General features: G+C 67.5%; 14 protein-coding genes. 11 read left to right on the top strand and 3 right to left on the bottom strand.

Going from position 1 to position 15,507, the window contains the following annotated elements:
- The first annotated feature begins 6 nt into the window (after positions 1-6).
- Positions 7-591: a hypothetical protein gene (locus tag ACSQ86_RS21920; protein WP_436309589.1), complete on the top strand. Its 585-nt coding sequence runs from the start codon at positions 7-9 to the stop codon at positions 589-591.
- On the opposite strand, the gene ACSQ86_RS21915 is transcribed toward ACSQ86_RS21920, so the two are convergent.
- Positions 576-911, bottom strand: a complete 336-nt coding sequence (locus ACSQ86_RS21915; protein WP_436309588.1) for a hypothetical protein — start codon at positions 909-911, stop codon at positions 576-578. The genes ACSQ86_RS21920 and ACSQ86_RS21915 overlap by 16 nt on opposite strands.
- Before the next feature lie 803 nt (positions 912-1,714).
- Between ACSQ86_RS21915 and ACSQ86_RS21910 the strand changes: the two genes are divergently transcribed.
- Both ACSQ86_RS21910 and ACSQ86_RS21905 read left to right on the top strand, forming a co-directional pair.
- Positions 1,715-2,143, top strand: a complete 429-nt coding sequence (locus tag ACSQ86_RS21910) for a hypothetical protein (RefSeq protein WP_436309587.1) — start codon at positions 1,715-1,717, stop codon at positions 2,141-2,143.
- A gap of 151 nt (positions 2,144-2,294) precedes the next feature.
- Positions 2,295-2,501, top strand: coding sequence for a hypothetical protein (locus ACSQ86_RS21905; protein ID WP_093106102.1), 207 nt, complete (start codon positions 2,295-2,297; stop codon positions 2,499-2,501).
- 17 nt (positions 2,502-2,518) lie between these two features.
- Here ACSQ86_RS21905 and ACSQ86_RS21900 read toward each other — a convergent pair whose 3' ends face one another.
- The gene (locus tag ACSQ86_RS21900) at positions 2,519-2,806 is read right to left on the bottom strand and encodes an SDR family NAD(P)-dependent oxidoreductase (protein WP_436309585.1); all 288 of its coding nucleotides are present in this window, start codon (positions 2,804-2,806) and stop codon (positions 2,519-2,521) included.
- A gap of 70 nt (positions 2,807-2,876) precedes the next feature.
- Here ACSQ86_RS21900 and ACSQ86_RS21895 point away from each other — a divergent pair, with 70 nt between their 5' ends.
- Positions 2,877-3,317 carry a CBS domain-containing protein gene (locus ACSQ86_RS21895; RefSeq protein ID WP_093106108.1) on the top strand — a complete coding sequence of 147 codons (441 nt, stop codon included), beginning with the start codon at positions 2,877-2,879 and terminating at the stop codon, positions 3,315-3,317.
- Between the two features lie 22 nt (positions 3,318-3,339).
- Positions 3,340-3,966, top strand: a complete 627-nt coding sequence (locus ACSQ86_RS21890) for a class I SAM-dependent methyltransferase (RefSeq protein ID WP_436305044.1) — start codon at positions 3,340-3,342, stop codon at positions 3,964-3,966.
- Here ACSQ86_RS21890 and ACSQ86_RS21885 read toward each other — a convergent pair.
- A complete protein-coding gene (locus ACSQ86_RS21885) occupies positions 3,963-4,979 on the bottom strand; it encodes a class I fructose-bisphosphate aldolase (RefSeq protein ID WP_436305043.1) in 1,017 nt (338 codons plus the stop codon). The genes ACSQ86_RS21890 and ACSQ86_RS21885 overlap by 4 nt on opposite strands.
- 117 nt (positions 4,980-5,096) lie before the next feature.
- On the opposite strand from ACSQ86_RS21885, the gene ACSQ86_RS21880 reads away from it, so the two are divergent.
- The 6 genes from ACSQ86_RS21880 (at position 5,097) to shkS (ending at position 15,452) form a co-directional block, all read left to right on the top strand.
- Positions 5,097-9,917 carry an NAD-glutamate dehydrogenase gene (locus ACSQ86_RS21880; protein WP_436310294.1) on the top strand — a complete coding sequence of 1,607 codons (4,821 nt, stop codon included), beginning with the start codon at positions 5,097-5,099 and terminating at the stop codon, positions 9,915-9,917.
- Between the two features lie 97 nt (positions 9,918-10,014).
- Entirely contained in the window at positions 10,015-10,968 is a 954-nt protein-coding gene (locus ACSQ86_RS21875; RefSeq protein WP_093106116.1) for an alkaline phosphatase D family protein, read from the top strand.
- A 79-nt stretch (positions 10,969-11,047) separates the two neighbouring features.
- Entirely contained in the window at positions 11,048-11,728 is a 681-nt protein-coding gene (locus ACSQ86_RS21870) for a response regulator transcription factor (RefSeq protein WP_436305042.1), read from the top strand.
- Positions 11,729-11,738: 10 nt separating this feature from the next.
- Positions 11,739-13,589 carry an ATP-binding protein gene (locus tag ACSQ86_RS21865; protein WP_436305041.1) on the top strand — a complete coding sequence of 617 codons (1,851 nt, stop codon included), beginning with the start codon at positions 11,739-11,741 and terminating at the stop codon, positions 13,587-13,589.
- A gap of 97 nt (positions 13,590-13,686) precedes the next feature.
- Positions 13,687-13,890 carry a hypothetical protein gene (locus ACSQ86_RS21860; protein ID WP_436305040.1) on the top strand — a complete coding sequence of 68 codons (204 nt, stop codon included), beginning with the start codon at positions 13,687-13,689 and terminating at the stop codon, positions 13,888-13,890.
- A 125-nt stretch (positions 13,891-14,015) separates the two neighbouring features.
- Entirely contained in the window at positions 14,016-15,452 is a 1,437-nt protein-coding gene (gene shkS, locus ACSQ86_RS21855; protein ID WP_436305039.1) for a surface-behavior sensor histidine kinase ShkS, read from the top strand.
- Positions 15,453-15,507: the final 55 nt, after the last annotated feature.

Below are 15,507 nucleotides of genomic sequence, written 5' to 3'. Positions count from 1 at the left end.
CCGCGAATGCAAGATTTATGGCTTCTCAAGTACGACGCATCCGTGGTCGATCAGCCGCTCGCGCCGGTCCACGCGCTGCCGCCTGAAGTTCAGACGTGGCACGCGATGGATGGCCCTTTGATCTACTTCTACGGATCGGGGAGTGCGTCGCCGACGCTCACCCCAGGTGGTGCCAGCGAATGGAGACGGCTCGCCTGCCTGCAAGAGGTGCGGGGTGCCTCTGCCGGCCAAGTCGCCTCGCACCACTACGTTGTGGAGACGGACGTGCTTCCCGAGTTCGAGGACGACCTCAATGCCTGGTACGCGCAGGAACATCTGCCCGGACTGGCTGCCGTGCCGGGGACCGTCCGAGCGGCCCGGTATATCGACGCCGCAGGCTCGCCGCGCTATTACGCCTGCTACGACCTCGCGGGCGCTGAAACCTTGGGCAGCCCCGAGTGGCTGGCCGTGCGTGCGACGCCCTGGAGCTCGCGGGTTCGACCCGCTTTCCGGAACACAAGGCGAACCATGTTTCGCCGGGCGGCGGCAGCGCAGGCCCCCTCGCGGCCCGTTTTGCATTTCTGCGCCATGCCCCGTCAAAGTGAGCCGTAGGCGCTGTCGGCAAGCGACGGACGAGGGGCTTTCCGCGCCTCCTGGCGAAGACTCGTCACCCAAAGTCGAGCATGGCGTTGCTCGCGGCTTTCGAAGCGTTCGGTGAAGCGACGGATGGCGGGGCGCTCGATCGCAGCGATCGTCATCCAATCGGTGGTTCCGAAAGACTGCGATTCGCTGCATCGCTCAACCAGGGCAGGGCGCAGCGCCAGGATTGATTCGGCAGGAATGTTGGGGTCAGCGTCCAGTATCCGCAATGCGATCTTTGCTGCCTTCGGGCTGAGCGTTTGTACCTTGCGAAGATGAAAATCCGAGTCCATCGCGTGGCTCCTTAATGGCTTTGGCGTACAGCGGCGTATCAATATACAAGAAGTGGTTAAGAAATGTGAATATTTCACATGCCTGCAGCCGAGTCGGTTGGCGCTGAGGCAAAAAAAAGCCCGCCGAAGCGGGCCAAGGTCAGCCCTTCACAGATGAAAGGAGGGTTTGGAGGAACCAGGGCTGACAGGTGTCAATGTAGGCCCCGAGTTGGGAGTAATTTGGGAGTAATTTGGGAGGGAGGCCAAGGGCCACGTGTTGCTTTTGCAGGCACAGCATCGTGACGCCCGCGTGGCAACGGTCTGCAGCGATGCGCACATCCTTTTCCACAGTCTTGTCCACTGCCGCGGTGGAGAATCTTCCACTCGGTTTTTGACGCAACCAACACAACGCGCGGCAAAGTTGTACACATTTCGTAGTACATGCGGCGTGTGCGCGCACGGTCCGAGCGGCGGCCTGTTCTCAGGGCATGAAAAAGCCCGCGCGGAGGCGGGCTTTGGATGTTGGCCGTGGGCACTTACGCGGCCCACGTTACGGCACATTCACATGCAGGAGTCACCGTTTGTTTTTTTCGTCGTGGTGGCTCTGGTTCGACGTGCCGCCGTGAGATTCGGCGTTGCCTGCGCAGGCGATCCCGAAAGAGGCCAGGGCGTTTCGGGGAGGCGGGATTCTAGCAGAGCCGCCGCGCGATGCCGGCGACTATCGCGATATTGTGATTCGACACAGTCCGGCGGTTGGTGCTTACTTTGTCTGACATCCACCTCGCCACCTCGCACCATCGAGCTTCCGTCGAGCAGAGCGCGCAATGGATTCACCCGTGGTGGTGCGCAAGAGGTACCAGCGATTTTTCGCCTGGACGTTCGTGTTCGCGACGATGCTGGCGCTTGGCATGTTCTGGGTAGAGCTTGCCTTCCCGCCCCCGCCTGTTCCGCCCGCTGTTCCGGCGGGGACCGTGAATCCCAGCGCTTTCGACCTGCACGACCTGCAACTGCTGGTGGTGGTTGCCGCGCTGGTGGCGGCGCTCGCGTCCTTCGCGGGCCTCGTCATCGCGACGCCGCTGGCTTGGCTCGAAATTCGAAGAGAGCGCACGCGGGCCGCAATCGAGTCCGCGCTGAAGCGGCAGGACCGGATCGACAGGCTGGCCGCAGCGCGCGTCGCCAATTGGCCGGGTGGCAGGGCCTCCCGGACCGTCGGCCACTTGCACGACCTTCACGGCCACCTCTCCGGCAGATGAAGGGCGGCTCTCCAATTAGTCACATCTTCCGACTTGGCGTTCGAGCCGCGTTCCGCTATTGTTGCGCCTCGCCAGGGAGATCCCAGTCCCGCAGCCCGCCTCACCGGGTTGTCGTGTACGCAAGCGTCGAAAAGCCAGGACGGAGATACACATGCGATTCCCCTATCTGGGCGCGGCACGCGTCAAGTACCTGCTCTCCATGTTCGAGCACCGTCGTCTGATGAGTCGGAGCCCCGGATGGCCGGCGGTGCCGATGGCTGATTTCGCAGACACGCGGAAGGCCGGCGAGCCGGTCGACTGGCTCATCGAAACACGGCCCGCGACCAAGGACGCCGGATCGTTCCAGGGGTTGCGTTAGCCGCCTCGGCTCTTCCTTCAAACCACCATCGGCGTCGCAGCGCCATCCATCGGGCCGAGCTCCGCTTCCGCAGCGTCGAGCATGGCCAGCGCGGCGCCTGCGTCGCTCAGATTCGCGCTGTGGCCGCGAACCTCGGTGTGCCCTTCCGTTCGCAGCTGGGCCACCGCGTCGTCCAGATCGGCCGCGGTGCGGCCGACCAGGCTGACCTTCGCACCCTCGCGAAGGAACTCGCGCGCGCAGGCCAGGCCGATGCCGCGGTCGCCGCCGGTGATGCGTACATGCTTGCCGTTCAATTGAAGATCCATGAAGCCTCCGTGCATTGATTTCGAGCTTGGAGTAGTCTGAGGCGCAACGCCCTTTGCGGAGAAATGACCTATGAAGACCGTGGCAGAAATCCTCAAGGAAAAAGGCGACCGGACGGTTCACACCATCGAACCCACGGCCTCGGTGTTCGAAGCCGTCGAGCGGATGGCGCAGAAGAACATCGGGGCGCTGCTGGTCCTGGAGCAGGGCCGCATCGTCGGCATGCTGACCGAGCGCGACTATGCGCGCAAGGTCGTGCTGATGGCGCGCTCGTCCAAGGACACGCCGCTGCGCGAGATCATGACGACCTCGGTCATCTACGTGCGCCCCGACCAGACCAGCGAGGAGTGCATGGCCCTGATGACCCAGAGCCGTGTGCGCCACCTGCCGGTCATCGACGAGGGGAAGCTTGCCGGTCTGATCTCGATCGGCGACCTGGTGAAGGGCATCATCTCGGAGCAGAAGTTCATCATCGAACAGCTGCAGCACTACATCACCGGGGAGCGCGCCTGATCTCCGGCCGCGTTGCGACGCTGTGACCCTGACGGCCGAAGACCTCGAACGGATCGCCGCGTCGACGCTCTCGCACTACGACCGGCGGGCCGAAGATTTCTGGGCCGCCACGCGCGATCACGACGTGAGCCAGAACATCGCGGCGCTGCTCGGGGCGATCGAGGCGCCGCCGCCGTTCGAGATACTCGACTTCGGCTGCGGGCCTGGGCGCGATCTGCTGGCCTTCAAGCGGCTCGGGCATCTCGCGACCGGGCTGGAGGGAGCGCCGCGGTTGGCGGAGATGGCACGCGCCTACAGCGGCTGCGAGGTGCTGCAGCAGAATTTTCTTGCGCTGGATTTGCCGCCAGGCCGCTTCGACGGCGTGTTCGCGAATGCAGCGCTGTTCCATGTCCCCACGCAGGAGTTGCCGCGCGTGCTGCGGGAGTTGCACGCGACGCTGAAGCCGGGCGGCGTGCTGTTCAGCTCGAACCCGCGCGGCGTTGGCGAGGAAGGCTGGAGCGGTGCGCGCTACAGCGCCTTTCATGATCTGGAGGCGTGGCGTAGCCACATGTCGGTCGCCGGATTCGCCGAAGTCGCTCACTACTACCGTCCCGCCGGCCTGCCGATCGAACAGCAGCCGTGGCTGGCGAGCGTTTGGCGCAAGCCCTAGTCGGTGCTTTCCATCGAAGCGCTGTACTTTCCCATGGATGCCGCGGCGTTCAATCGCGCGCGCTTCTGCAGCGCATCCTGAGCCCGGCGTTCATTGGCCGGCTGTCCTTGCCAGGCCTGCATCGCGGTGTCCTGCAATGCACGTCCGTATGAGAAGCTCAGATGCCAAGGCTGGGCGCCCATGCGGTTCATCGCGTCCAGGTTGGCCGTCGCTTCGGCCGGCGACTGGCCCCCGGAAAGAAAGTTGATGCCCGGCACCGCCGCCGGCACCGTGCGCCGCAGGACGCGGAGCGTCTCGGCCGCAACTTCATCCGGCGCAGCCTGCTGCGCATGGGCCTTGCCCGGCACCACCATGCTCGGCTTCAGCAGCATGTGCTCGAGCGCCACCCGGTGGCGGTAGAGCGCGTGGAAGACCTCGAGCAGCACGGCCTGCGTAACCTCGGCGCAGCGCGCCAGCGTGTGATCGCCGTCGATCAGCACTTCGGGTTCGACGATCGGGACCACGTCCTGGGCCTGGCAGATCGCCGCGTAGCGCGCGAGCGCTTCGGCATTGGCCTCGATCGCCGCCCGGCTCGGCAGCACGTCGGAGACGTTGTAGACCGCGCGCCATTTGGCGAAGCGCGCGCCGTGCTGCTTGTAGCCGTCGAGGCGCTGCGCGAGCCCGTCCAGGCCCTGCGTGATCTCGTCGCCCGGCGCCAGCGCCAATGGAATCTTGCCGGCATCGACCTTGATGCCCGGCACGATCCCTTGCCGGGCGGCCAGCTGCGGCAGCGCTTCGCCTTCGCCGCTGCGCTGGGTCAGCGTCTCCTCGTAGAGGATGACGCCGCTGATGTACTGGCCCAGCCCCGGCGCCGCCAGGATCAGGCCGCGCCAGGCGCGCCGGTTCTCCTCCGTCGACTCGACGCCGATCGCTTTGAAGCGCTTGGCGATCGTCGGCCCGCTTTCGTCGGCGGCAAGAATGCCCTTGCCCTTCTGAACCAGCGCGTCCACAGTGGCTTGAAGTTCGGTGCTCATGGCGTGGCCCTCCGTTCGAGTTTTCCAGTCTCCAACGCCGGCCGCGGCAGCGCAAGTCATTCTTTTGCCCGCATTGCGATGTAGATTTACGACGCCAACCCGGAGACAAGCATGCTGATGACCACCCAGACAGTCGAATCAGGGCGCAGGGACGAGCGCCTCGAAGAAGTGGTGCAACTGATTCGGGCCAAGGTCCCGGCCGAGGCGGCGGACGAACTCGCCGCCTTCGCGCGCCAGTACTTCGGCCAGGTCGATCCCGAGGACCTGGCCGAGCGCCAGGTGGCCGATCTGTACGGCGCGGCGCTCTCGCATTGGAGCTTCGCGCGAAAGCGCGAGCCGGGGCGCGCGAAGCTTCGGGTGTTCAACCCGACGATCGCGGAGCATGGGTGGCAGTCCACGCACACCATCATCGAGATCGTCAACGACGACATGCCTTTTCTCGTCGATTCGGTGACGATGGAAGTCAACCGAAACGGGCTGACGCTGCACCTGATCATTCATCCGCTGGTGGCCGTGAACCGCGGCAGCGACGGTACGCTTCAGGGGCTGGCAGGCGAGGGCGCGTCGCCCGATGCGCGGCGCGAATCCTTCATCCATGTCGAGGTCGACCGCGTGCCCGAGCCGGCCCGACTCGAGGCGCTGGCCGCCGACCTGGCGCGCGTGCTCGGCGACGTTCGCCTGGCCGTGGTCGACTGGAAGAAGATGCAGGAGCGCGTGCTGGACATCGTCCGCGGCCTCGACGAGCGCGCGCCGCCGATTCCGCCGCAGGAGCTTGCCGAAGGCCAGGCCTTCCTGCGCTGGCTGGCCGACAACCACTTCACCTTTCTCGGCTGCCGCAGCCATGAGCTGGACAAGATCGATGGCGAGGACGTGCTGAAGATCGTGCCCGATTCGAGCCTGGGCATCCTGCGCGACGGCCCGACGCCGAGCGCCAACGCCGCCTTCGCCGCGCTGCCGCCCGAGGTGCGCGCCCATGCGCGCCGTCCCGACCTGCTGGTGGTGACCAAATCCACCTCGCGCTCCACCGTGCATCGCCCCGGCCACCTCGACTACGTGGCCGTCAAGCGCTTCGACGACGCGGGCCAGGTGTGCGGCGAAGACCGCTTCCTGGGCCTCTTCACCTCCACCGCCTACAGCGCCAACCCGGCCGAGATTCCGCTCTTGCGGCGCAAGGTCGCCGACGTGGTCGAGCGCGCCGGCCTGGCCGCGGGCAGCCACTCGGGCAAGGCGCTGATCAATATCCTCGAGACCTATCCGCGCGACGAGCTGTTCCAGACCAGCGACGACGATTTGCTGCACACCGCGACCGGCATCCTGCACCTGGGCGAGCGCCAGCGCTTCCGTCTGTTCGTGCGGCGCGATCCCTTCGAGCGCTTCCTCTCCTGCCTGATCTACGCGCCGCGCGAGAACTACACCACCGAGCTGCGTCAGAAGTGGCAGGACATCCTGATGCGCGAGTTCAACGGCATCGGCTCCGAGTTCAACGTGCACTTGTCCGAGTCGGTGCTGGCGCGCATCCACATCACCGTGCGCACCAAGCCCGGCAGCATCCCGCCCTTCGATGTGCGCGAGGTCGAGCAGCGCTTGGTGGCCGCGGCGCGGCGCTGGGACGACGACCTGAAGTCGGCCTTGATCGAATCGGCCGGCGAGGCGCGCGGCAACGAATTGCTGCGCCGCTTCGGCGGCGCCTTCCCCGCCGGCTACCGCGACGAGTTCGCGGCGCGCGCCGCGGTGTACGACATCGAGCTGATGGCGCAGCTGAGCGACGCGCAGCCGCTCGGCATGAACCTCTACCGGCCGCTCGAGGCGCCGCCCGGCACGCTGCGCTTCAAGCTGCTGCGGCGCGGCGAGCCGCTCACGCTCTCGGCCAGCCTGCCGATGCTCGAGCACCTGGGCATGAAGGTGCTCGACGAGCATCCGCACCGGCTCGCGCCGCAGGGCGCAGCGCCGATCTGGATCCACGATTTCGGCCTGCAGAGCACGATCGGCGATGCCGACATCGAGATCGACGCGCTGCGCCCGGTGTTCGAGGAAGCCTTCGGCGCGGTGCTGGGCGGCGAGGTCGAGAACGACGATTTCAACCGCCTGGTGCTCGCGGCGCGTCTGCCGGCGCACGAGATCGTGGTGCTGCGCGCCTATGCCAAGTACATGCGGCAGATCGGCTTCGCGCTCTCGCAGTCCTTCATCGAAGGCACGCTGGTCGCCAATGGGCCGATCGCGCGCGCGCTGGTCGAGCTGTTCAAGCTGCGCTTCGATCCGGCGCAGGCCGACGGCGCCGATGACAAGGTGCGCGAGATCGAGGCCGCGCTCGAGCAGGTGGCCAACCTCTCGGAAGACCGCGTGCTGCGCCAGTACCTGGCGCTGATCCTGGCCACCACGCGCACCAACTTCTGGCGCCGCGATGCGGCAGGGAAGCGGCGCAGCTTCGTCTCGTTCAAGTTCGATTCGTCGAAGGTGCCCGACCTGCCGGCGCCGAAGCCCATGTTCGAGATCTTCGCCTACTCGACGCGCTTCGAAGGCGTGCATCTGCGCGGCGGCCGCGTCGCGCGCGGCGGGCTGCGCTGGTCGGACCGGCCGGAAGACTTCCGCACCGAGGTGCTGGGCCTGGTCAAGGCGCAGATGGTCAAGAACACGGTGATCGTGCCGGTGGGCTCCAAGGGCGGCTTCGTGCTCAAGCGCGCGCCCGCTGCGGGCGACCGCGATGCCTTCATGCGCGAAGGCGTGGCCTGCTACCAGGACTACCTGCGCGGCCTGCTCGACATCACCGACAACCGGGTCGGCGACGCGATCGTGCCGCCGCCGCAGGTGCGCCGGCACGACGAGGACGACCCCTACCTCGTGGTCGCGGCCGACAAGGGCACGGCCACCTTCAGCGACTACGCCAACGGCATCAGCAAGGAATACGGCTTCTGGCTCGGCGACGCCTTCGCCTCCGGCGGCTCGGTGGGCTACGACCACAAGGTCATGGGCATCACCGCGCGTGGCGCCTGGGAGTCGGTGAAGCGGCACTTCCGCGAGATGGGCATCGACACGCAATCGACCGAGTTCACGGTCGCCGGCATCGGCGACATGTCGGGCGACGTGTTCGGCAACGGCATGCTGCTGTCGCCGCACATCCTGCTGGTGGCGGCTTTCGACCACCGGCACATCTTTCTCGACCCGAGCCCCGACGCGGCCAAGAGCTTCGCCGAGCGCGAGCGCCTGTTCAAGCTGCCGCGCTCTTCGTGGGCTGACTACGACGCCAAGCTGATCTCCGAGGGCGGCGGCATCCATGCGCGCAGCGCCAAGTCGATTCCGATCACGCGCGAGGTGAAACAGGTGCTCGGCATCACGGCCGATGCGCTCACGCCCACCGAGCTCGTCAATGCGATCCTGAAAGCGCCGGTGGCGCTGATCTACAACGGCGGCATCGGCACCTACGTGAAGGCGACGAGCGAGAGCCACGCGCAGGTCGGCGACCGTGCCAACGACGCGCTGCGCGTCAACGGCCGCGAGCTGCGCTGCAAGGTCTTCGCCGAGGGCGGCAACCTCGGCTGCACGCAGCTCGGGCGCATCGAGTACGCGCTTGCCGGCGGACGCATCAACACCGACGCGATCGACAACTCGGCCGGCGTCGACACCTCCGACCACGAGGTCAACATCAAGATCCTGCTCGGCCTGCCGGTCACCGAGGGCGAGCTCACCGAGAAGCAGCGCAACACGCTGTTGCCGGAGATGACCGACGATGTCGCCGCGCTGGTGCTGCGCGACAACATCTTCCAGACCCAGGTGCTGTCGGTCACCGGCCGCATCGCGCCGCAGCTGCTCGATGCGCAGACGCGTTTCATGCAGTACCTCGAGAAGGGCGGGCGCTTGAACCGCGCGATCGAGTACCTGCCCTCCGACGAGGAACTGGCCGAGCGCCGCGCCCAAGGCCAGGGCCTGACCAGCCCCGAGCGCGCGGTGCTGCTGGCCTACAGCAAGATCTGGCTCTACGACGAGCTGCTGGCCTCGACGCTGCCCGACGACCCCTGGGTCGCGACGGCACTCGAACGCTACTTCCCGGCGCTGCTGGCGACCAAGTTCGCCGGCTACATGCCGCGCCATCCGCTCAAGCGCGAGATCATCGCCACCCACGTGACCAACAGCACGGTTAACCGCGTCGGCAGCACCTTCGTGCACCGGCTGGCCGAGACCACCGGCGCGCGCGCCTTCGAGATCGTGCGCGCCTACCTGATGAACCGCGAGATCTTCGGCATGGTGCCGCTGTGGCTGGCGATCGAGGCGCTGGACAACCAGGTCGACGACGAGGTGCAGTCGAGCATGCTGATCGACACCAGCCGGCAGCTCGAACGCGGCACCATGTGGTTCCTGCGCTCGCGGCGCCTGGCCGAGGACATGTCCGCGACCATCGAGCACTTCAAGCCCAACGTCGAGGCGCTGTCGGCGCGGCTGCCGCAGCTGCTCGACGCCGACGAACGCAGCCGCGTCGATGCGGCGATGGCGCACTACGTTGCCAAGGGCGTGCCGCGCGAACTGGCCGAGCGCGTGGTCACCTTCGGCACGCTCTACGCCACGCTCGACATCGCCGAGATCGCCGGCAGCGCGCGCTGGCCGGTGGAACTGGTGGCGGCGATCTACTTCGATCTTGCCAACCGGTTGGGCATGCCCTGGCTGCGCGACCGGATTGCGGCGCTCCCGGGCGACCAGCACTGGCAGGCCTTGGCCAAGGGCGCGATGCAGGACGATCTGTCGGGCCTGCAGCGCTCGATCACCGGCGCGGTGCTGGCCGGCGGCGGCGAGGGCGAGTCGCCGGCGGCGCTGGTTGAGGCCTGGCAGGCCAGCAACGGGCGCACGCTCGAGCGCGCGGCGCAGCTGCTGGGCGAACTGCGCGCCGTGGCGGCGCCCGATGCGGCGATGCTGGCGGTGGCGTTGCGGGAGCTGCGGGCGCTGGGATAGCAGGGCACGCCAGGCGAGGGGGTCCCCCAAACGCAGGATGGCAGCCATCCTGTCGGCGGCCTAAGCTTCGACCGCCGGCCCCATCCAAGGAGCATCCATGCGCATCGCCTTCGCCTCCTGCATGACTTCTTTCCGCTTCCCCGATCAATCTGCATGGGACGAGATCGCGGCGCGCCAGCCGGACGTGCTGGTGCTCCTGGGCGACTCCGCCTACTACGATGCCGACGGCGCCAGCATGTCGCAGGTGAAGAGCATGAGCGCGCACGATTTCGCCGTGCACGCTCATGGGCGGCTCGCGCGGCAAATCGCGCGGCCCAGCTTTCAGGCGCTCGTTGCCCAACCCCAGCTCACGACCCACGCGATCTGGGACGACCACGACTTTCTCTGGAACGGCGCCTGCGGCGCCGAGATCGCTGGCCAGCCGCACCTCAGCCACCTGATCCCGCCGAGCCGGGCCGTGTTCGCGGCCTACCGCAAGGCGCTGGCGGCACGCCTGGCCCCGGGCAGCTTCCCGCCCGCGCCATTCATATGGGATGCCACGACCCCCGAGCCCGGCTACAGCAATGTCGCGCTCGGCCAGAACGTGCTGCTGCACCTCACCGACGGACGCAGCTACAAGACGCGGCGCGGCCGCAAGGCCTTGCTGGGTGCCGCCCAGATGAGTGCGATCGAGGCGGCCTGCAACGCCGCCGATCCGTCCACCGTTCACCTCATCGCATCGGGCATCGTGTTCGATGCGCGCAATGGCGAAACCTGGCTCGACTGCAAGGACGAGTACGGGCGGATGCAGGCGCTGGCCATGAACCATCGCATCCTCATCCTGAGCGGCGACATTCACGACAACAACCTGGCCTCCTATCGCCTGACCAACGGGCGGTTCCTATTCGAGGCCACCTCGTCGGGCGCCGCGGTGTGCACGGCCGTCACCGTCGGCGCCGAGCAGCGCAACTGGGGCTTGCTGAACGTCGACGCGAATCGCGTGGGCATCGAGATCTTCAAATCGGGCGTGACTCAGTACGCCGGCAGCATCGACCGCGCCACGTGGACCTAGTCTTGCCGCCCGGTGCCGGCGTACGGGTGTCATGCCATTTCTGATGCAACAATCCGCCGCATCGAGCGTTCCGCCCACCATGCCCCAGACACGAATTGCCCTCGTCGAAGACGACTTCAGCATGCGCGAGCGCATTGCGCGCGTGGTCAGGGCCGACCCGTCCCTCGAGCTGGCCCACAGTGCCGGCACGGCGCGGGAGATCTTCGAATGGCTGGCCGAGAATCCGGTCGACGTGCTGCTGGTGGACCTGGGCCTTCCGGATCGATCCGGCCTCGACGTGATCCGCGACTGCCGGCGCACGCAGCCCGCTTGCGCGGTGATGGTGGTCTCGATCTTCGGCGACGAGGGCAACATGGTTCAGGCCTTCGAGGCCGGCGCGAGCGGCTACCTGCTGAAGGACGGCACCGAAGCCGATCTTGCCACCCACATCCGCAACCTGCGCGCCGGCGGATCGCCGATGTCGCCCGTCATCGCGCGGCAGCTGCTGCGCCGCTGGCAGGCCCATCAGCAGCAGGAGCGGCCGGCGGCCGTCGCGCCCCAGGCCGCCGCAGCCTCCTCTCCGCACGAGCGCCTGTCGCCGCGGGAGTTCGAGGTGCTCGACCTGGTGTCCCGAGGCTTTCCCTATGCGGAAGTGGCGGTGCGCATGGGCGTATCGGTCTCCACCGTGCAGACCCACATCCGCAACATCTATGGAAAGCTGGATGTCCACAACAAGTCGGAAGCAGTGTTCGAGGCGCGAAGCCTGGGCTGGCTTCCGTAGCCGCGGCGCCATGCAGGGCGCCATCCGCGCCGTGACGCGCTGCCTCGCCTTGGCGATCGCCGCGCTGACGGCGGTCGCTGCCGGCCCCGCCGCCGCCGAGATCCACAGCGTGAGCGCGGCCACGGCGACCCTCCGGCCCGAGGGACTGCCGTCCGCCAGTCGGGAGGTCGAGCTTCCGTTTCGCTGGGACCGCGAATACCCGGGGCGCGGTGGAACGGTCAGCTACCGGATCACGCTGCCTCCCGGCGCCACGCTGGACGGCGGGCCGCTGGCACTGCTGCTGTCCGGTGTCGGCAACCAGGCTGCCATCTCCCTGAACGGGACCGTCGTCGCCCGCCTCGGCATCCTCGGCGAGCGCGGGTACGACGCCTCCAAGGCGAGCCACCTGATCCGGATTCCCGCGGCGCTGCTGCATGCCGGCCAGCCCGACGAGTTGCTGATCGAGGCGACGGTACAGCGCCAGCGGGGCGCCGGGCTGAGCGCGGTCAGGTACGGCTCCGAAGCCGCGATCGAGCCCCTCGAGGCGGCGCAGCGGCGATGGCGGCACACCTCGTCCATCGTCTACGCCGTGAGCCTGCTGCTCATGGGCGGGCTGGCGGCGGGCCTCTGGTGGCGGCAGCGCGATGCACTCTACGGCTGCTTCAGCCTGGCGGCCTTCTCGGGCGTGATCCGCAACCTCGATCGCGCCTGGCTCGACGTTCCCGTGCCTTGGCCGCTCTGGGGCGCGATGGTGGCGGTGGGCTATGCGTGCCACATCGGCTTCATCGCCCGCTTCGTGCTGCTGGTCCTGGACCGCAATCCGCCCTGGCTCGTCAGGACCATCCACACGGTGCTGGGCACCGCCGTCGTGCTGGCCTGCGCTTCCTTCGGGCTCGCGCGGCCGGCCCTCTGGACCGCCAGCCTCATCCTGCTCCAGCTCACCAGCATGGCCTGTCTGCCGCTGGTGCTGCGCGAGGCCTTCGTCGCGCGCCGGCGCATCGCGTGGGTGCTGGTGGCGGCCGGCACCCTGGCCGTCACGGCGGGTGCCCACGATCTGCTCGCCGTGCGCATCGGCCTCTTCGGTGGCGCCGAATTCACGCTGACCTCGCACGCCATGTTCTTCTTCGTGCTGATCCTGGCTGGCGTGGTGATCGAGCGTTACAGCCGCTCCGTGACCGACTACCGGGCGCTGAACGCCAACCTGGCGGAACGCGTGGCCGAGCGCGAGCAGCAGTTGCGGGGTGCGTTCGACAAGCTGCGTGCGCAGCAGCAGGAGCAGGCGGTGTTGATCGAGCGGCAGCGCATCATGCGGGAGATCCACGACGGCGTCGGCTCGCAACTGGTCGGCCTGCTCAACATGGTGACGCAGCGCGGCTCCAGCACGGCGGTGCTGGAGGAGCACGTGAAGCTGGCGCTGGACGAGATGCGCATGGCCGTCGATTCCCTGCAACCCACGCACGACGACCTCGCGACGATGCTGGCCACGCTGCGCTACCGGTTGCAGCCCCGCCTCGACGCGGCTGGCATTGCACTGGACTGGGATGTCGCGGCGATTCCACCGGTCGCCTCGTTCACGGCCCAGGTGGCGCTTCAGTTCCAGCGCATTCTGCTGGAAGCCTTCACCAACGTGCTGAAGCACGCGCGGGCCTCGCGGATCTTCATGCATGCGAGCTGGCGCGACGGCGCGCCGCCCCGCGTGCGCATCGTGCTCACGGACAACGGCGTGGGCATCCAGGGCGCGCCGGCAATGCTCGGCGCCACGGGCCACGGCACGGCGAACATGCGGGCGCGAGCGATGGCGATCGGCGCCACGCTGCAAATCGAAGCGGGTGCCGACGGCGGCACGTCGGTGGTCCTCGACTGGCCTTGCCACCCGGCCTGACGATCAGGGTAAGGCCCGATCACCGCTTGCGGCTTCACGCATTCCGATGCCGCACAATCCCGTCAAGAAGAGAAACAACAGCGGGTAAGGAGGAGAGATGGCGTACGAGCTGCTGAGGAGGATCATCGCGGGCGGGCTGCCGATGACGGTCACGCACGCGGAGGACATCGAACACCTGCGCATCCTGCGCGACGCGGGCTACGTCAAGGCAGACATCCCGATGGACGACGGGGCGGCCGCGGTCGTCAACGCGGTCACGCCGCTCGGTCGCACGGCGCTGCGCTACTTCGGCGGCGGATAGCGGATCCTCCTTCGTGCGCAGTTAAGATCGCTTGTCACCGCCGACCGCCGCAGGCGGTGGGATGCAGGGCCCCTCGCGAGGGGCTTTTTAATGGCCGGACTGACAGTGGGAGAGGGCAGTGAGCCATGATGGGTAATTCGTCATTCGCAGGGTTGGGCAACTCGTCATTCGCGAGCCTCACGCCGGCACCGGCATCCGCCGACGAAGCCGAACCGTGGGTGCGCGGCGAGTTGATCCGCAGCCTGATGCGGGCGTCCCGCGGCTCCTACCTGCTGGCCGCGGCGCTGATGCCGGCCATGGTCGGCCTGAGCTGGGGCCATGTGCCGCCCTGGCAGCTGTTCGCCTGGCTCGCCATCGGCATCGGCGCCACCGCCTGCCGCATCTGGGGCGAGCAGCTCTACGGGCGGCACTACGCCGACCGCGACTCGGCCGCCCAGCAGTACTTCGTCGAGCGCTACCGCTTTCTCTGGAGCGCCAGCGCCTTCGCCTGGGGCCTGTCGATCCTGATCTTCTTCGAGCGCACGCCGCTGGTGAACCAGTTCATGAGCTGGCTGATCGTCGCCGGCGTGGCGACCTTTCCGCTCAACGGGCTGGCGCTGCATCCGCCGCTGCTCAAGCGCTACGTCAACACGCTGTTCGTCACCATGCTGCTGGCGGTCGTCTTCCGCGTGATCGAACTCAAGTTCGAACGGCCGCATTTCCACTACGGTTTCCTGCTCTTGCCGGGGCTGCACTGGTGGCTGCTGCTGCGCGCGGGGCGGCGCATCCACGAGACGGCGCGCAACAGCTTCGAACTGCTGTTCCACAACCACATTCTGATCAACTCGCTCACGCAGCAACGGCAGGCGGCGGTGTCGGCGGTGGCCATGAAGAACCGCTTTCTCGCCAGTGCCGCGCACGACATGCGCCAGCCCGTGCTGGCGCTCTCGCTCTACGCCGACTGGCTGCGCAACGAGCCCGAGCTGGTGGCCGAGATCGCGCCGAAGATCGTGCGCGCGACGCATGCAGTCAATGCGCTGTTCGACTCGCTGTTCGACCTCGCGCGCATCGATTCCGGCCAGGTGCGGCTGCACATCGAGCGGGTGGATGTCGCCCAGCTGCTGCACGATCTCGAACTGCAGTACCGGCCGGTGGCCGAGGCCAAGGGATTGACCTTTCGCATGCACGTGAGCTCCGGCACCGTGCTGACCGACCCGATCCGCGTGCGCCGCATGATCGGCAACCTGCTGGCCAACGCGATCAAGTACACCGCCGAGGGCGGCGTCCTGCTGGCCTCGCGGCACACGCGCGACGGTCTGCGCGTGGAAGTGTGGGACACCGGCATCGGCATCGCGCGCGAACACTTGCGCGACGTGTTCCTGGAGTTCTACAAGGTGGCCGACCATGCCGGCACGTCCGATGGCTTCGGCCTGGGCCTGGCGATCGTGGCGCGGCTGTCGCATGCGCTCGGGCATCCGGTCAGCGTGCGCTCCAGGCTGGGCCGGGGGAGCGTGTTCCGAGTCGCCTTGCACGACGCCGACGAATCCCAGGCGCAGACGCGTATTTCGGGCGCCGTAGGATAAAAAAACCGGGCCACGAGCCTAGCCGTTGGCTTAAAGTGCTGATCCCGACGACTTG

The organism is Variovorax sp. LjRoot130, from assembly GCF_964253755.1.
Taxonomy (GTDB): Bacteria; Pseudomonadota; Gammaproteobacteria; order Burkholderiales; family Burkholderiaceae_C; genus Variovorax.
Note: the sequence above shows the minus strand (reverse complement) of the source record. Positions and strands in the feature narration are given on the sequence as shown.